The following is a 17978-nucleotide window of genomic DNA, read 5'->3' as shown; positions in this document are numbered from 1 at the left end:
TTAGAAAACAACATTGAATTACATTTTCAACATTATACTACAGCAGATTATGCATACAATAAATGGGAAAGTCGATTAAAAAGAATTAATCCAGAAAAAACATTATTTAAATTTAGTGATGGATATTTAGCTACACCTAGTCATATTGAAGAATTCAACAAACTACCTTTCAAAAATAAAATTTGTTTTACAGCTACCCCTTACAAGAATTTACATAATACCATTTATATGGATATTTTCAAAAATCAAAATAATGTTGAACTAGAATGGAAATATACAAATAAATATATAAATATTTGTAAACTTTTGAATACCCTAAAACCTGATACTATAAACTTTCATAAATAAAATTCTTCATATTTATTAACTATCTCTTTGGCTTGAAATCTTTGAATGTGACTTTGAAAATCCCATTCTTTCGTTTCTATAATGATGTCATACATTTTTTTAGCGAAAATCTTAGCATCAAAATCAACAAGATATTTTGCGAGATTTCCTGTCATAATCTCTTGAACGCCACCTTGTGATCTTGTTGCAATTACTTTTGTGTGACAAGTTAAAGCTTCCAACAATACCATCCCAAACCCCTCAGCATATGATGTTGAAGTTAAACATGAAGCATGTTTAATCCACGGATAGGGATTTACAAGTAATCCTTTTAAAATGACATATTTTTCAAGAGAAAGTTCTGCAATCTTTCTTTTAACATTCTCCATATCATGACCATTTCCAATAATAACCAAAGGTAATGTTAAATTATACTCATTGCGAGCATACTTATAAGCTTCAAGTAAAAAAGAAATATTTTTATTTGGTGTAATACGCCCTACACTTACTATATAATTTGTCTCTATATCTGGAGTATATTCATTAGCCTTTTTATTAATATCATCTATGTTTAAAGGATTGTAAATAACATTTACAGATTTAGCTCTTGTTTTAGTTTTTCTTAACACTTCTTCTATTTTTTCTTTAACCCCAGATGAAACTCCTGCAAGATTTTTGCCGCTATAAAGACATTTAATATATAATTTATCTATAAATTTTTCATTTCTAATAAATACACTTTCAACCATTTGAACAACTCTATTGTCTTTATACCACCATATTTCTTCAAATGTTCCATGACCTCGCATCACAATAAGATCAAATTTACCATACTCTTTTTCTATCTGTTTTAATTTCCATCTGAAGATAGGGGTATTTAACATCCCAATATAAAGAAAAAAGCTATTTCTAAAAATACCATTTAAAAATTTAGCAACTATTTTTAATAATGTCCCAATAACTGTTAAGTTTAATCCTCTATCCAGATTAAAATGATGCACTCTAACATCTTTATTTGGCTCTATAGCTCTGTTTTTATCTTTGAAATAAATCAGATGTGATTCCCATTTTTCTTCTGCAAAAGCCTCAGATAAATTTACAGCGACTCGTTCCATGCCTCCTATTTTAAGGCTTCGAACAATCACTGCTACACGCTTTTTTTTCACAATCACATAGCCTCAATTAAATTATACAACTTCTCTAATTGTTTTGAATACTCAAACTTCTGCAAGGCTTTCACTTTTGCTAATTTTGCCATCTCTTTCACCTTTTCTCTATTTTCAAACAAATATAAAATCTTTTGATATAAATCTTCTACCGTTCTATCAAAGAAAAGACCATCTTTTTTATCTTCTATAATTTCAATTGGTCCACCCTTTTTCGTTGCGATTACAACAACTTCATTCATCATGGCTTCCACAACCACAAGACCAAATGTTTCATTCCTTGTTGCTAAAATAGCAACATCACAAAGATGAAAATGTTCATTTACCTCTTTAGTAAAACCAGTAAATATAATTTTATCTTCTATACCATACTCTTTTACTCTATCTTTTAAAGATTGTAGATAGGCATCATCCATAGTATGACCTATAATAAGAGCTTTTATATTTTTATCTTTTAATTTAGACAATGCATCAATCACCATCCACTGCCCTTTATTCTCCTGAATTCTTCCAACAATCCCTACTACAAATGAATCACCTAAATTATATTTTTCTCGAAGTATTTCAACTTTTTTAGGGTCAGGGACAACTTCCTTAACTCCCATATAAATCATTTCAATCTCTGGTCTCACCTCAACAGGGATAAAGTGCGTTAACTCATTAGTTACTTCATTTGTAACTGCATGCATACAATCTATATTTTTATAGAAAAATTTATGATAAAAATCATCTTTAAATCTTGTCATATGCATATTACGAGTTTGTATTATTTTTGGTTTCTTACGACTAAATACCTTTGCAAGAACAACTATAGGCATATCTTTTGTCCAGTGAAAATGAACTACATCAATATCATTATCATCTATGATTTTAGCGAGTCTTTTTGCTGAAATAAAAGGAAAAAATTTATTTCTATCAATGTAATACTTATTACCTCGTATATAATCATCTAATTTTGTTCCATGCGCTACAACAACCTCAGCATGTGATTTTTTTTGAAAATATTCTAAACACTGAACCATAAAAAGTTCTAACCCACCCAAATCAGGAGAAAGACAAACTTCTAAAATTTTTTTCGACATTATTTCTCTACTTTTTTTCAAAATTATATCTATATTTTTTAAACTCTTCTACTTTACCATTAAAGAGTAAAGTTTGGTTTACTTTTGTAAAACCAAGAACTTCTTTTTTTAATTGAGTATCTATCGATTTACATTTGTGATTCTCTTTGTTAAAATTATTTACACTATAACATTTTAAATTTTTTGTTTCCAAATTTAACTCAATACCTTCATTACCTTTCACCATACCTAAAAGACCATTGTAATAATAATCAGCAAAAAATTTCCTATCTCTCATAAGTGATTTACCCGTAAAATTTGGAAAAATCTTTTTATAATCTCCCAGTGTCAAATCTGCAATAGTTGGAGCAATATCTCTTTGTGACATTATAATATCTTTATATTGTGGTTTTATGTATTGTGGAGCATAGACAGCAAATGGAATTTCATAATTTTTTAAGGTTCCTCCGATATATCCACCACAATGGTCTGCAAAAAGAACAAAAACAGTATTTGGGTATTTTTTTTCAACTCGTTGTATAAAACTTCCTAAAGCAAAATCAGCAAAATGAAACACATTGAGCAACTTATTTATCCGACTATCATCTACAAAATGAATAGCTTTTACAGCTTTTGGCAGTTTATCATCATATGTTGTAGCACCATTAATACCAATAACAAAAGGCTCTTTGAGGTTTGAACCAAGCTTTGAAAGAACAAAATTATACAAATCAACATCATGAACACCCCATTGATTCTCCTCATATTTTCGTTTTTTCACATCTTGTTTACCATAACTATATTGAAATCCTAAAGTATTTGCTAAACTTCCTGTCCCACTTGTCTCCTTATAAGTTCCCTGAAAAAATGCACTATTATATCCTCGTTTATTAAACTCATTAATTATAGAGTGGTAATGAAAATCTTGTAGTTGCGTTTTTGCAACGGATTTTCCTAAAGGATTTTGAAATGATACAAGAGTAGCAAACATTCCTTCTGTTGTTCTATGCCCACTTGCAACCATAAATTTAGGTCGAAGCGATTTTTTTAAAATCATATCAAAATTAGGTGTAGCTTCCGCCTTTTTAAATCCATATGGTTTTAAAAATGTTGCACTCCAACTTTCCAAAAAGAAAAAGATTACATTTGGCTTTTTACTTGCAATACTTACATTAGATGTACTATTATTATCAGAGTAGAGAGCATTAAAAACCTTGTGAATTTCTGCCTTATCTATTTTAGGTAATTTGACTGGTTTTAATTTTTCATTTTGAGTAGCAAGTGAAAAAATCATATTATAGACCCCATTTATTGAGAGGCTAGCAAGTCTAGTATCACCAATTTGATTTGCTTGCCAAGGATTCAGTGGAATTTGTTGCCACATCCCACGAACGAAAAAAATAGTTAAAGCTATCAAAAATAGTTTTTTTATCACATATGCCTTATTAAAATTTTCACTTTTATACATAGATAATTTTTTATATATATAAATGAAAGAGATTAGCGCAATAATAAAGGCTATAAAAGAGAGGAAACTATGCTGAGAGAGGGCTGTCATGAACAGAGAGAAAGCATCTGTAAAGATGTCACTAATTTCATAACCTACATGTCTGGATGCCTCTGTAAAATAAAACATATCTCCAATCTGTGCCAAGAACACAAATACAACTAACAGAGCAGAGACAAAAGCAAAAATTTTACTTTTAAAATCAAATAGTGTAGCTAAAAATGCCATGGTTCCACTGACAGCAAAATCAAAACGATATCCCCAGAAAATTGCATATATCTTTTCAGATAAAGAATATGGTTCAAAAAGAGAGTTGAGTGTTGCAAGAAAGACGAGCTTTGTAACAATTAATGTAATATAAGTTAGAAAAAAAACTGTAAAATATAGTTTTAAAAAACGCATAAGTAACCTTTTATTGGTATAATTCTAATTATATTCAAAAGTAGGTTAAATTTTGTTCAAATATCAAGTAATTAACAAAAAATATGAAGATTTTCTTCTTAATATAAAGGAGTATTTTCAAAAAAGCGACCATACAATTCATCAAGCACGCAACCAATTAAAAGTCATCTCTTATGAAAATAAAAAATATGTTGTCAAGGCTTTTAAAATTCCAAATTTGCTAAATCAAATTGTCTATGCATACATAAGAAACAGTAAAGCAAAAAAATCATATCTTAATGCTATAGAACTTCTTAAACTCAATATTTCAACTCCAAAACCCATCGGTTACATAGAATTTTACAGACATAAGCTATTTAAAGAGAGTTATTATGTCTCTGAATTTGTTGAGTATGATTTTACAATTAGGGAACCTTTAAGGAATAAAACTCTTAGGAAGAGAGAAGAAATAATCAAAGAATTTGTAAAATTTACCTATAATTTGCATCAAAAGGGAGTTTTTCACAAAGATTTTTCTGCAGGAAATACGCTTGTGCTTAAAAAAGAAAATAACTATGATTTTAGCATAGTCGATATAAATAGACTCGAACTAAAAACAATAACTCTTGATCTCGCAATGAAAAACTTTGATAAGCTTTGGTTGGACGAAGATACACTTATATTTATTGCAAAAGAGTACGCTCAATTAAGTGGTTATAACGAAAAAGAATGTATAGATAAAATTATTTTTTATGATAAGAAATTAAAAGATTTTGTTCAAAAAAGAAGAAAAATAAAGAAAAGGATATTGGGGAAATGAATATTACCGCTACAATTATCACTTTAAATGAAGCAGAAAATATCAAAGATGTAATTTTATCTGCTAAAGAAGTATGTAACGAAATTATAGTTATAGATTCCCAAAGCACGGACAGAACAAGAGAACTTGCAGAAGAACTTGGAGCAAAAGTAATCATTCAACCATACCTAGGCGATGGACCACAAAAAGCTTTTGGTGTTCAATTTGCAACAAATAATTGGATACTAAGTTTAGATGCAGATGAAAGATTAGACTCAGATGCAATTAATGAAATAAAAAAACTTAATCTTCAAAACACAGAATATGATGGATATTCATTTGCAAGAAAAACCTTTGTTGGTAAAAAACTAATCAGACAGTGGTACCCAGACAGAGTAGTTCGCCTTTACAATCACAACAAATGTATATATTCAACAAGTGGTGGACATGCAAAAGTTCAAACAAAAAATGCAAAAAATTTGAATGCCCATATTCTTCATTATTCTTATAAAAACTATGAAGAGGTTATACAGACTTCTTATAAATTCATTGAAAGAGGTGCTAGATTAGCTCATCAAGATGGAAAAAGAGCTTCCAAAATTGATCCTTTTTTACATGGATTTGGTGCACTTTTTAAATCTCTTGTACTAAAAAAAGGAATTTTTTACGGAATAGATGAAATACATATTGCTGTAATATCTTCCTTCAGTGCCTATATGAAATATGCTTTAATGCTAGAAATGCAAGAAAACAATTCACTAAATGGCAAGTAAATCTTTTCTAACACTCTGAAATAACTCCAATCTTTTTGTTGTATCTCGTGGAAGCATATAATGTTTTTGTAGTTTTTCATCTCCTACACCTTTCCACCTTTTAGCACTCGCAAAATTCGAGTCTCCAAAAAAAGTCAATGTAGCTGTCCCAACTAAAGAAGCTAAATGATAAGTTCCTGTGGAGGTTGATACAAAAAGTTTAAAATTACTAATAAGCTTTGCAAAATCTACAATGCCATGATTTGAAAGATAAAAAACCACTTTTTCATTTTCTAATCTTTTTTGCATCTCTTTACATAAAGCAACTTCATCAGGACCAAAAGTGAGAACTACATCATATTTTGCTTGCATAAGAGTATCACGAATAACTGTTTCATACTCATCTAAATTCCAATTTGCATCAGATGAACCACCAAAACCTACATGAAATGCTATAACTTCTTTTGTAATTTTATTATCTTTAGAAAATTTTTCATAGATTGTTTTACTATCATCAAACTCTAAAAGTGGCTTTGGGTAATTCACATCAATATCGCCAAATATCTCTTGTGCTAAAGCTAAATTATACTCAAACTCTGCCATCTTCACTTCACTTCGTCTCTGTTTTACGCTATGATTGTAAAAGATTTGAGCTATCTTCGTTGCTGGGGCATAACGCTCTTTAATACCAGCTAAAAATTGTATCAATGCCACTCGTGTATTTGAAAAGAGTGTAATGGAAAGATTGATTTTTTTAGATTTTAACTTCTCTGACATTGTAAAAACAGAGCTGTTTCCATCATCAACTACAACCTCATCAATAAAGTCACAAGCCTTTGCCAATGCTTCATTTAATGGTGCAACTAAGACTATAATTTTATTATTTACATTATACTTTTTTAAAATATAAATAGTCGGCAATGCCGTTATAAAATCTCCAAGCTTATCTGTTCGTACAACTAATATATTCATATAGAAATATTACCTTAAAAAGGATATAATTCGCCTTATGAAAACACCTTTTAAATGGGATAACTACTCCGACCAACCAGCACAACTAAAAGATAAAGCATATAAAAAGAGTATGCGTTTTAAAGAACGCTCTTCACTCAGCACTACTTTTATACTATCTCTCTTTTTACTTCCTTTGTCGCTACTCTCCATGCCCTTTGTACGAAGAAAAGAGATAAATTCTCAAGAGTTTTTTTCACTTGGTGTTGATTTTGAGAGAGAACCAGAGAAGACACAAAAGCTCTTAGATGAAATAGATGTAAAGCATATTTTACTGCGTTTAAAACTCTGGGAGATGCAAAAACTCCCTCAGCTAAAAAGTTTCATAGAACAAAACAGCAACAGAAAAATAACCCTAAAAATTTTGCAAGATAGAGAACATATAGAAGATTTAGAACTTACACAAAAAGATTTTAAAAAGATATTTGATGAACTTCACACTCTTGTAGATATTTTTGAAATAGGCTCCACTATTAACCGTGCGAAGTGGGGATTTTTTTCGGTACGAGAGTATCTCAACTTCTATAAGGGTGCGTTTGATTTACGCCAGAAAGAGTTCCCAAACATCAAACTTATAGGAAGTGGTGTTATTGACTTTGAATTTCATTACACAATTCATACCCTCTTTAACTTCTGCAAATGCAAATTTGACGGTATCTCGGCACTTTTATATGTAGATAGACGAGGTGCACCAGAAAATACACAATTAGGCTTTGCCCTCTCCGATAAAATTGCACTACTCTCTACAATGGTCTGGCTCTCTCCAAAAACAAAACATGAGTTGCACATTACAGAGACAAACTGGCCCATCTCAAATACTGCACCCTATGCACCAACAAGTGAACATGAGTGCGTAGATGAATCTTCTTATGCCGACTTTATGCTCCGATACTACCTTCATGCCTTTGCCTCACAGCAGGTCGATTCTGTCTCTTGGCATCAGCTTATTGCACCAGGGTATGGTTTGGTAGACAACAGAGAAGGGATTAGAAAAAGAGATGCTTTTTATACCTATAAATATATGTTCAAAACGCTCAAAAATGCACAATTTTTACGCTTTGATAGTAAACGAGGATATTATATTTTCCAATGTCTTATAGATGAACAACTCCTACAAATTCACTGGTCAGTAAAAGAAACAACCCTACAAAATGAAGAGTTCTTTAGCGTCTATTCAAGAGATGGTCAGCCCATAAATGATACAATGCTCAAAATTGGCTCTTCGCCTCTCTATATTTTCATAAAAGATGTACAAAAATGATAAGACAACTCAATAAAAACTATTTTAATGTAAAACTCTATATGTGGCTTTCGGCTCTATTCTTCTCACTATTTTTTATCTTTTTCCCACAAATAGACATTCAAACTTCTGCTCCTTTTTATAATGGACACTCCTTTTACCTCAAAGGTTCCCTTTTTGAAAGATTTTTTTATAACTCAGTAAAAATAATGCTTATCTCCTTTACACTCGGCTCACTTGGCATCTACTTTTACAATAAAATTAAAAATAAAAATATTTTAGGAGTCAATGGTAAAGTAATGCTCTACATTATTTTAGTGCTAAGTATTGCTCCTGGGCTTATAGTAAATGCAACACTTAAAGATCACTGGGGACGAGCAAGACCTGCAAATATAAAAGAGTTTGGAGGGCATAAAACCTTTACTCCTGCGTTTATACTGAGTGATCAAAAAGGGCACTCTTTTAGCTCTGGACATACCTCTGCTGCGTTTGCATTTGTAGGTTTTGCACTGCTGTCACGAAAAAGACGCAAGTTTTGGATGAGCCTTGCCATTAGTTATGGTGTACTTGTCAGTTTTGCACGGCTGATTGCTGGAGGGCATTTTTTGAGTGATATTTTCACCTCTTTTTTCATCGTCTGGATAGTAACACATATGCTCTATAAGATTATCTTCAAAAAGGACTCCACACTATGAAGATTTTAGTGATATTACCAAATTGGCTTGGAGATGCTGTAATGGCTACTCCTGCCATTGAATTACTAGCTTCTACTTACCAAGATGTGGCTTTTACCTTTGTCGGTAGTTATGTAAGCATCGAGGCACTAAAACACCATCCACGCTGTGAAAAAGCCGTTGTTGACAACACAAAAAAGAGTTCTTCAAGGTTTCTCGCCACTTATAAACTGGCAAAAGAGCTTGGAGTATTTCATATGGCAGTAAGCTTTCGTAACAATATCTACTCCTCTTTACTACTGCGTTTAACAGGAACAGTTTTATGCCTTGCCCGTAGATCTTGGCATTCTCAACTGCTACTCTCACACACTCCAAAGATAAAAACTGACCAACATCTCGTAAAACAGTATTGCCAAATAGCCATGGTAAACGCAGCAGACAAAAACTACACAATTGGGCCACTCAAACTCTACATAAAACCACTTCAGTTTGAAAAACTAACACTCGGCATAAATGCAGGGGCTACCTATGGAAGTGCTAAAAGATGGTACCCTGAGCGTTTCGCAGAGGTAGCAGCCTACTTTAAAGACAAATATGACATCATTATTTTTGGCGGACCAAATGAAGTTGCAATGGCGCAAGAGATAGAAGAGAATCTAAAAAAACTAGGCGTAAAAAACTTCAAAAACTTAGCGGGCAAAACAGACATTCAGGAACTCTGTGCAAATATTGGGGGATGTTCACTCTTTATCACCAACGACAGTGGTCCTATGCATGTAGCAGCTGCATATCAAGTCCCGACAGTTGCCATTTTCGGACCTACATGTTACAAAGAGACCTCACAATGGATGAATGAAAAGAGTAAAATAGTAAGACATGAGCTTGAGTGTTCTCCTTGTATGAAAAGAGAGTGTCCACTCAAACATCATGATTGTATGAAAGGGATTACAGCTTTTGAAGTTATCGCAGCTGTAAAAGAGCTAAAGCTCTAAAAAAGAAATTTAAATCCGAAGTAAAAAGCTTTATTGTAAGTATAATCGCCTCTTGCACCTTGATAATTTGTATTCATAGAACGATAACCAATAGTTACTCTACCATTATCTATAAGTTCTATATCATAACTGACACGATACTCATAATATCTGTCTGCATTCCCAAAACTAAGTACTCTAGGTCCATAGTAAACACTTGCATTCACATACATTGGTACAAACGCAGCGGCAGGAATTTTATATGTTCCCTCAAGTCCTAAAGGAATAGAAGAAAAATCAGTGGTATAGTTAAATTTCACACCCATTCCCACACTAAGACCACTACTAGAAATCGGTCTTTTCATCAAAAAATTTGCTTCATAATAGGGATCATTTTTATATCCATTTGTTGAACTATGAGTATCAGATGCATCGACTATTCTAAATCCTAAAAAAGTAGTATTTGGTTCTACATTTTGATTAAACTGTCCCAAATCCAATTTAGCACTTATCTCTAAATCTGTATCATTTATATTTACCTCTGCACTATGCATTGCAAATGCAGAAACTGCTAACATCATAAGTAATGCAATTTTTTTTAACATTTTTGTCCTTGTATTTTTTCTATAGTTTTTGTTGTACTTTTGCCATCGACAAAATCCACAAGTTTTAATTCACCAGCAAATTCCGTACCGACGACCTCTTTTCCTTCATAATCACCACCTTTGACTAAAACATCAGGCTCAATCATTTTTATTAGATTATAAGGCGTATCTTCTTCAAAAGGAACTACGAAGTCCACAGCTTCAAGAGCAGCCAAGAGATATGCTCTATCTTCTGCCATATTCACAGGTCTTGATGGACCTTTAAGTCTTGAAACAGAGGCATCAGAGTTAAGCCCTACTATCAAAATATCTCCGAAACTTTTTGCAATTTGAAGATACTTCACATGCCCAACATGCAATATATCAAAACATCCATTTGTAAAAACAATTTTTTTACCATTTGCTCTACAACGAGATACAACTGCGTTTATATCTTCAAAACTTTTAATATGTGCATCAGAAGTACTTTTATGTAAAGATGCTTCATACTCTTCTATTTCATCAATAGTAACCGTTGCTGAACCAATTTTTCCTACAACAACACCTGCTGCAAGATTTGCAAATTTTGCAACTTCATCAATAGATTTGTCAATGCTGAGTGCAAACGCAATAGAGGCGATGACCGTATCACCCGCACCTGTAACATCAAAGACCTCTTTTGCAACAGTTGGAAAGGTTTTTACTTCACTATCATAAATTCCAATTCCATCCTCTGAGAGTGTAATAAGTGAAATATCCAAATCACACTCATTTTTCAGCTTCAAAAGTGCAGCCTTAAGCGATACATCATCTTTTATATCGATGCCAGTTGCCAAAATGGCCTCTTTTTTATTTGGTGTGAGTAAATATGCGCCGCGGTATTTTGAAAAGTCATTTCCTTTTGGATCTACAAGCACTTTGATATTTTTTTCATCGGCTAACGCTATTACGCCCTGACAAAGAGATTCAGTCAAAACACCTTTACCATAATCAGAGAGAATAATCGCATCATATTGGCTAAGTGTATCTGAAATCTTTTGTAAAATTTCAGATACAGATGCCTCTTCAATATCTTCCTTACTCTCCTTATCATAACGAAGAATCTGCTGACTCACCGCAATAACACGGCTCTTTTTCGATGTCTTTCTCCCCTTTTGAAAAATAAGTTTTTCACTCTCAACTCCAATGGCTTCAAGCATACAAAGGAGCTCTTTACCATTTGCATCATCACCTATGACGCCACTAACACTCACCTCTGCACCAAGTGCTTTGAGATTGTTTACAACATTACCCGCACCACCAAGAACAGTTGTCTCTTTATTAATATCCACAACCTGCACGGGAGCTTCTGGAGATATTCTCTCACAACTTCCCCAGAGATAGTGGTCTATCATTAAATCCCCTATCACTAGAATTTTTGGTTTTGCATCTTTAAAAATCTGCATAATCTACTTTTTCACTTCAGTTTCATATATTCGTTTTATCTCAGGTACATACGCTTTAATCCCATCTTCCATCTCATACGCAGCTGCATATCCTAAAGCCTCTTTTGTTGTTGCGACATCTGCTTCTGTATGAAATTGGTACGAACCAATAAATGGATTTGGAATATACTCACACTCTAAGGAAGTGCCAAGTTCTTTTTGAAGAATATCTACGATGTCTTGAAAACTTCTCGCTTTTCCTGTTCCTACATTATATATTCCGCTTGTATTTGGTTGCATTGCCTTGATGTTAGCTTGAATAATATCTTCAATATAGATAAAATCACGAAGAATCTTATCACTTCCCTCAAAAAGACGAGGATTTTTACCAGCTAATATTTGATGACCAAACTGTAAGACCATTGAAGCAGTTGTATTTTTAAAGTACTCTCTTGCTCCATATACATTAAAATAACGCAAGCCTACTATGTTTATATCACACTCTTTCATATATTCACGAGAGAGATGATCCATGGAAAGCTTAGAAAAACCATAAACATTATTTGGTGCTTCACGCCCTACTCTTTGTGGGGACTCTGCATTTCCATAAGTTGCAGCAGAGGAAGCATAGATCATATTTGCATTATGTGCTACTGCCAAATCAAGCAAATCTTTATAGGCATTGACATTTGTCTTTATCATCAAATTTTGCTCTTGCGCAGTTGTATCAGAAATTGCTGCTTCATGAAAGATGTAGTCAAAATCATAATTTACTTCTAAATCAAGTAGCAAATCTTTATCGTTAATATCTCCACTTATAATCTCACCACGAAAACCAATAAGATTTTTAAAATGACCAAAACTTTTGAGATTACCATTACTTAATGTTTCACCACTTCTAAAACTATCTAAAATAACAACCTTTGACTCCGGATGATTTTCTTGAAAATAAAATGCTAAGTTTGAACCTATAAAACCCGCACCACCTGTTATTAATATTGCTTTACCTTTTAAATCATCTTCTATGTATCGCATCTTCACACCTATATAAATTTATTTTAATAAAATGATACCTTTAAATTCATTAACAAGTATTTAAGAATAGAACTTATATAATGCATACGAAACTTTATATTAAGGAAATAAAATGAAAAAAATCGTAATCGCTTCAATCGCTGCTTTAGCAGTATCTTCAGTAGCAATGGCTGCTGTTAACACTGCTGCATGTGCTGCATGTCATGGTAAAAACTTTGAAAAACACGCTATGGGTAAATCAAAAATTGTTAAAAATATGACTCATGCTGAAATTGCAACAGCACTTAAAGGCTACAAAGCTGGTACTTTTGGTGGACCAATGAAAGGTGTTATGAAAGGGCAAGTTGCTCGTTATTCAGATGCTGATTTAGAAGCAGTAGCACAAACTATCGGTAAATAATTTCTGATACTTGAGTTGCCCCTTTGGCAACTCATCTTCTTTAACCTATTCTGGTCTATAATCTTTTTTCTTTAACTTCTCTTTTTTTCGTTCTAAATTCGCAGCGTCATTAAGATCTTCTTCTGTATCAAATTTAACAGCATTTAAAAACTTCTCTTCATCATCAAACTGTCCTTTTTTAATAGCCCACATCAACGCTACAACAGCAATGCTTCCTAAAAAAACTGATACACCTAACATCATAGCAATTACCCATGAACTCATATTTTAATCCTTATATCCAAATTTTATACGCATCGAATTACCAACAACAAGCAAAGAACTCACACTCATTGAAATAGCTGCAATAAGAGGAATAATAAATCCTGCCATCGCAAGGGGAACGGTTATAGCATTATATACAAATGAAAGCGCTAAATTCTCTTTTATCATTCTAAATGTCTTTTTCGAAATTTTAAAGCTATCATAGAGAGAGCTAAAAGTATCATTAAGTAAAACAACATCACTTACTTCTATGGCAATATCACTTCCATTTCCCATAGCAATAGCAATATCACTACTAGCAAGTGCTAAAATATCGTTAATGCCATCACCAGCCATCACCACTTTGTTACCCTCTTTATGCAGAGTCTCAATATATAGTGCTTTTCCTTCAGGAGTCATCTCATATTCAAAACTTTTAATACCGACCAACTCTGCCACTTTTTTCGCACTTCTTTCATGATCACCCGTAAGCATTATAACAGCAATACCAAATTTTTTAATCTTTGCGATTACCTCTTTAGCATCTTCACGAGGAACATCAAAAAGCTCATACTTTGCCAATAGTTCTCCACCATAAGCAAAATAAAATTCACTATTTTCACTACTGCTTTGAATATCTATCCCTATAGTGTGCATCAATTTTGCATTACCACCAGCAAGCATTTTACCATTATACATCGCGGTAATACCTTGAGCAGGCACATTGTTTAAACTTTCAAGCTCAAAACATTCAAGAGTGTCATCAAAAATATAATTTTGAACCCCTCTAGCAATAGGATGCTTAGAGTTAAGCAGTAATGAATTAAGAAGTGACTTATCAAACGCAGTCCAAATCTTTTCATTAACAACAGCTGGCTTGCCTTGTGTAATTGTCCCTGTCTTATCTAACACCAATACATCAATATTTGCCATAGTCTCTAATTGTACTGCTTCTTTAAAGAGAATACCCCTTTTTGAAGCAATAGAAAGACCCACTAAAGTAGCAACGGGAGTAGCAAGGGCTAAAGCACAAGGACAGGCAATAACAATGACAGAAATAGATATCATAAATGACTGTTCAAAATTTGATGAGTAAAGTAACCAGCCTATAAAAGTAAAAAATGCCAGTGCTAAAATAATTGTAGAAAAATATTCACTGATCTTATTTGCTAGTTGCTGAATATGTGGTTTATTATTCATAGCATTTTCAAGTAAAGCAACAATATTACTCATGGTTGAGTGTGCAAAATCTTTTGTCGTTTTATACTTTACATCAGCATCAATACTTACCGTACCACTAATGATTGTATCACCAATAGATTTAAAGATTGGCTCACTTTCACCATTTAAGCTTGACTCATCAAAATTACCTTCACCATTTACAATTTCACCATCAATTGCTACCCTTTCACCAGTAGAAACCAAGACTACTTCACCAACACCCACATCATTAACATTCTTTGTAACAATATTTTCATTTTCCACAACTTGTACATCAGTTGGAAGGTGTTTATTCATAACATCTAAAGTATCAGCAACACTTTTTTTACTCAAAACTTCTAAAAATTTACCAACCAAGACAAAGGTAATAATCATCGTAACTGAATCAAAATAGGCTTCACCACTACGCGTTAAAGTAATATAAATAGAATATATGTAAGTTAAAAAGGCTCCTGTAGCTACCAAAGTGTCCATATTAACAGTTTTAGTTTTCATACCATAATATGTTCCACGAATAAATGGCCAACCACTATAAAAGAGCACTGGAGTAGAGAGTACCCACTCTCCAACATTTAAAATATGTTTAATTTCTGGAGTTATACCTGTAAAATACCCTGCATACTGTGCAACCATAATCGTCATCATATTCATAGTTGCAAAAATTGCAACTGCCATACGCAAATAGTAATCTTTTCGCTCTTTATTCGCTTTTACCTCTTGTAAAGAGGCATCATAAGGAAAGGCATCATAGCCAATAGCACGAATCATCTCTATAATATTTGAAAGTTTTACATTGTCATCATCCCAAATAATTTTTGCTTTATTATTTGTATAATTAATATTTGTAGCAACTACACCATCCATATTTGTTAAAGCTTTTTCATTAAGCCAAACGCAGGCAGCACAATGAATACCCTCAATAATCAAAGAAACTTCACTAAACCCTTCATTATTAATAGAAACAAAACGCTGGTAAAAAGCTGGAGCATCAAAATTTGATGCATCTTCAAACTGTGATGATGGTGGGGCAAGTTTGTTGTCTCCTAATTTATCATAAAAACTATCAAGTCCTTCATCAGAAAGAAGATGAAAAACTCCTTGACAACCGTTACAACAAAAGTAGTGTTCACCATCTTGTATCATAACATCTTTTGAAAATTCTAAGTGACAATGTGTACAAGCAATTTTATCTGACAATTTCAAACTTCCCTATATCTCTATTTTTTTCTATTTTATCCCACTTCTCTATATAACCATTCATACAAATATAAACACCAAATTTTGTTGCAGATTTCAAAAATCCCATAGCAATACCTAAATTCAGAGTTGCTTCAATATTGTCTATCTCAAACGGTTTCATAGCCCCCGTAAGAACTATAATTCTATCATCAAATACTTCATCTAAAAATTCAGCACTTAAATGCATAGTATCAGTCCCATGAACAACTAAAAAATTAGTTTCAGAAGATTCTAAAATGATATTTGCAATCATTTTTCTATCATCAACACTCATATCTAATGAATCTTTATAGACAACACCAGCTAAATCATACTTAGCATACACACTCTCTAATATTTTTTCAATTGCATAATTATCGTAAGGGACTTCTAATTCGCCTGTTAATTGATTATATCTTTTATTGAAAGTTCCACCACTATTTAAAATTAACATTTATCTTTCCATATTTCATCAAATTTTTTTATAATTTTCGTTGCTTTTGAACTTTTAATATCATAAGAGGGATTAAAAAGATATGTTTTTTCAATACCTGCATTGAGTGCAGATTCTATGTCTCTCTCTTTATCACCAATAAGAATTGATTGAGTTAAATCAATATCAAACTCCTTAGCTGCCTCTAAAATCATTCCTGGTTTGGGTTTACGACAACTACATTCACCAGAAATATTAGGATGATGAGGACAAAAATACACCTTTGAAATCGTAATACCATGTTTTTTAAACGCAGTAACCATCCAGCTTGTAAGCTTTAAAAAATCTTCTTGGGAATAATACTCCCTAGCAATTCCTGATTGATTTGTTACAATAACAATCAGATAACCTAAATCTTGATAATATTTACATAATTCAAAAATACCATCAATAAATTCAAAATCACTCTCTTTATAAAGATAATTTTTTTCTATATTTATTACGCCGTCCCTATCTAAAAAAAGAGCCTTTTTCATAAACTAATTTTCTACACCATCAGCAAAAATCTCTTTTTCAATAATATCACATAAAATATGTCCAATAAGTATATGAGATTCCTGAATACGAGGAGTTGAATCAGAAGGAACTACAAGTGCATAATCAGCTATCTTCGCCATTTTACCACCATCTTTTCCAACTAAAGCAATAGTTGTAATACCTTTTTTCTTAGCACTTTCAAATGCATTTACAATATTTACAGAGTTTCCTGATGTAGATATGCCTATAAATATATCCCCATTTTGTCCCATACCCTCAAGTTGACGAGAAAATACAAAGTCATAGCCATAATCATTTCCAATGGCAGTTAAATTTGAAGTGTCAGTCGTCAGCGCTAAGGAAGGAATAGAAGGGCGATCAAATCCATAACGACCGACAAGTTCTGCAGCAATATGCTGTGCATCTGCCGCACTTCCACCATTTCCTGCTAAAATAGTTTTTTTATCGCCTTGATAGAGCTTTACACATAATTTTGCAACTGCTACAATATTATCTAAAAGTGCTTCATTCGCATAAATATCCTGTTTCGCTTGATATGATTTTTTAATTTGATCTTTAATATACGCTTTCATAAAATATCCTAAAATAATATATGAAATAGTATCATAAAGAAACTAATAAAAAAGACATAGAAATATGTAAAATAGATTCTAAAATATTATAGAGGCAAAAAATAAATAAGTAATTAGAGAATAAAGAGTGAAGTAAAAGTGAATAAACGATTAACTAGGCAGCGACCTACATTTCCACACCTGAAAGGTGCAGTATTATCAGCGATGAGAGGCTTAGCTTCTGGGTTCGGAATGGAGCCAGGCGTTTCCCTCTCTCTATAGCCACCTAGACAATCAAAGCTAAAGACACATAGTATGTGTACTTAACTTTGACTGTAATCAGTTCAAAGGGGTAAATAACATTGTAAAATCAACAAAGAGTAAAAACTCTAACTAAATAACTTAACATATCTCTTATTAGT

General features: G+C 32.5%; 19 protein-coding genes and 1 rRNA gene. 7 read left to right on the top strand and 13 right to left on the bottom strand.

The genetic code is table 11. The annotated features are described in order from the left end of the window. On the top strand, nt 1-348 hold a 348-nt coding region (locus MVY38_RS10675; protein WP_297486072.1), incomplete at its 5' end, for a DUF1919 domain-containing protein. On the opposite strand, the gene MVY38_RS10670 is transcribed toward MVY38_RS10675, so the two are convergent. From MVY38_RS10670 to MVY38_RS10660, 3 genes are read right to left on the bottom strand one after another with little or no spacing between them, the layout of a single operon-like run. Then, complete coding sequence (locus MVY38_RS10670) at nt 339-1493, bottom strand: glycosyltransferase (protein ID WP_297486069.1); 1155 nt, start codon at nt 1491-1493, stop codon at nt 339-341. The genes MVY38_RS10675 and MVY38_RS10670 overlap by 10 nt on opposite strands. A 2-nt stretch (nt 1494-1495) precedes the next feature. Beyond that, entirely contained in the window at nt 1496-2575 is a 1080-nt protein-coding gene (locus MVY38_RS10665) for a glycosyltransferase family 4 protein (RefSeq protein WP_297486066.1), read from the bottom strand. Nucleotides 2576-2582: 7 nt separating this feature from the next. Continuing rightward, nucleotides 2583-4463 carry an LTA synthase family protein gene (locus MVY38_RS10660; RefSeq protein WP_297486063.1) on the bottom strand — a complete coding sequence of 627 codons (1881 nt, stop codon included), beginning with the start codon at nt 4461-4463 and terminating at the stop codon, nt 2583-2585. A 52-nt stretch (nt 4464-4515) separates the two neighbouring features. Here MVY38_RS10660 and MVY38_RS10655 point away from each other — a divergent pair, with 52 nt between their 5' ends. Both MVY38_RS10655 and MVY38_RS10650 read left to right on the top strand, forming a co-directional pair. Continuing rightward, complete coding sequence (locus MVY38_RS10655; protein WP_297486060.1) at nt 4516-5262, top strand: lipopolysaccharide kinase InaA family protein; 747 nt, start codon at nt 4516-4518, stop codon at nt 5260-5262. Then, on the top strand, nt 5259-6014 hold the full coding sequence (locus MVY38_RS10650) for a glycosyltransferase family 2 protein (RefSeq protein ID WP_297486056.1): 756 nt from the start codon (nt 5259-5261) through the stop codon (nt 6012-6014). The genes MVY38_RS10655 and MVY38_RS10650 overlap by 4 nt, the downstream gene beginning before the upstream one ends. Here MVY38_RS10650 and MVY38_RS10645 read toward each other — a convergent pair. After that, on the bottom strand, nt 6000-6965 hold the full coding sequence (locus tag MVY38_RS10645; RefSeq protein ID WP_297486052.1) for a glycosyltransferase family 9 protein: 966 nt from the start codon (nt 6963-6965) through the stop codon (nt 6000-6002). The genes MVY38_RS10650 and MVY38_RS10645 overlap by 15 nt on opposite strands. A 37-nt stretch (nt 6966-7002) precedes the next feature. Between MVY38_RS10645 and MVY38_RS10640 the strand changes: the two genes are divergently transcribed. Genes MVY38_RS10640 through waaF form a run of 3 tightly spaced genes read left to right on the top strand, consistent with a single transcriptional unit; the run spans nt 7003 to nt 9910 of the window. Then, complete coding sequence (locus tag MVY38_RS10640; RefSeq protein ID WP_297486049.1) at nt 7003-8265, top strand: glycosyl hydrolase; 1263 nt, start codon at nt 7003-7005, stop codon at nt 8263-8265. Beyond that, nucleotides 8262-8939, top strand: a complete 678-nt coding sequence (locus MVY38_RS10635; RefSeq protein WP_297486046.1) for a phosphatase PAP2 family protein — start codon at nt 8262-8264, stop codon at nt 8937-8939. Before MVY38_RS10640 ends, MVY38_RS10635 begins: the two co-directional genes overlap by 4 nt. Then, entirely contained in the window at nt 8936-9910 is a 975-nt protein-coding gene (waaF, locus tag MVY38_RS10630; RefSeq protein WP_297486043.1) for a lipopolysaccharide heptosyltransferase II, read from the top strand. Before MVY38_RS10635 ends, waaF begins: the two co-directional genes overlap by 4 nt. Here waaF and MVY38_RS10625 read toward each other — a convergent pair. The 3 genes from MVY38_RS10625 to rfaD are packed head-to-tail and all read right to left on the bottom strand — an operon-like array spanning nt 9907 to nt 12932. Continuing rightward, the gene (locus MVY38_RS10625) at nt 9907-10494 is read right to left on the bottom strand and encodes a YfaZ family outer membrane protein (RefSeq protein WP_297486042.1); all 588 of its coding nucleotides are present in this window, start codon (nt 10492-10494) and stop codon (nt 9907-9909) included. The two genes, waaF and MVY38_RS10625, sit on opposite strands and share 4 nt — an antisense overlap. Then, on the bottom strand, nt 10488-11918 hold the full coding sequence (rfaE1, locus tag MVY38_RS10620) for a D-glycero-beta-D-manno-heptose-7-phosphate kinase (RefSeq protein WP_297486039.1): 1431 nt from the start codon (nt 11916-11918) through the stop codon (nt 10488-10490). Before rfaE1 ends, MVY38_RS10625 begins: the two co-directional genes overlap by 7 nt. Before the next feature lie 3 nt (nt 11919-11921). Next, nucleotides 11922-12932, bottom strand: a complete 1011-nt coding sequence (rfaD, locus tag MVY38_RS10615) for an ADP-glyceromanno-heptose 6-epimerase (RefSeq protein WP_297486037.1) — start codon at nt 12930-12932, stop codon at nt 11922-11924. A gap of 112 nt (nt 12933-13044) precedes the next feature. On the opposite strand from rfaD, the gene MVY38_RS10610 reads away from it, so the two are divergent. After that, a complete protein-coding gene (locus tag MVY38_RS10610) occupies nt 13045-13332 on the top strand; it encodes a cytochrome C (RefSeq protein WP_297486034.1) in 288 nt (95 codons plus the stop codon). Between the two features lie 45 nt (nt 13333-13377). Here the strand turns inward: MVY38_RS10610 and ccoS are convergent, their stop codons facing one another. The 6 genes from ccoS to rrf all read right to left on the bottom strand — a co-directional run bounded on the left by ccoS (nt 13378) and on the right by rrf (nt 17846). Beyond that, on the bottom strand, nt 13378-13596 hold the full coding sequence (gene ccoS / locus MVY38_RS10605) for a cbb3-type cytochrome oxidase assembly protein CcoS (RefSeq protein ID WP_297486031.1): 219 nt from the start codon (nt 13594-13596) through the stop codon (nt 13378-13380). A 3-nt stretch (nt 13597-13599) separates the two neighbouring features. Next, on the bottom strand, nt 13600-15993 hold the full coding sequence (locus tag MVY38_RS10600; protein ID WP_297486028.1) for a heavy metal translocating P-type ATPase: 2394 nt from the start codon (nt 15991-15993) through the stop codon (nt 13600-13602). Further along, the gene (locus tag MVY38_RS10595; protein WP_297486026.1) at nt 15983-16468 is read right to left on the bottom strand and encodes an asparaginase domain-containing protein; all 486 of its coding nucleotides are present in this window, start codon (nt 16466-16468) and stop codon (nt 15983-15985) included. Before MVY38_RS10595 ends, MVY38_RS10600 begins: the two co-directional genes overlap by 11 nt. Next, nucleotides 16462-16983: a D-glycero-beta-D-manno-heptose 1,7-bisphosphate 7-phosphatase gene (gene gmhB / locus MVY38_RS10590; RefSeq protein ID WP_297486023.1), complete on the bottom strand. Its 522-nt coding sequence runs from the start codon at nt 16981-16983 to the stop codon at nt 16462-16464. Before gmhB ends, MVY38_RS10595 begins: the two co-directional genes overlap by 7 nt. 3 nt (nt 16984-16986) lie before the next feature. Then, entirely contained in the window at nt 16987-17577 is a 591-nt protein-coding gene (gene gmhA / locus MVY38_RS10585; RefSeq protein ID WP_297486020.1) for a D-sedoheptulose 7-phosphate isomerase, read from the bottom strand. A 153-nt stretch (nt 17578-17730) separates the two neighbouring features. Further along, nucleotides 17731-17846 (bottom strand): 5S ribosomal RNA (gene rrf / locus MVY38_RS10580). Nucleotides 17847-17978 lie beyond the last annotated feature (132 nt).

Origin of the sequence: Sulfurimonas sp. (genome assembly GCF_027056685.1) — a bacterium.
Taxonomy (GTDB): Bacteria; Campylobacterota; Campylobacteria; order Campylobacterales; family Sulfurimonadaceae; genus Sulfurimonas.
This window is presented reverse-complemented; position numbering and strand designations above follow the sequence as displayed.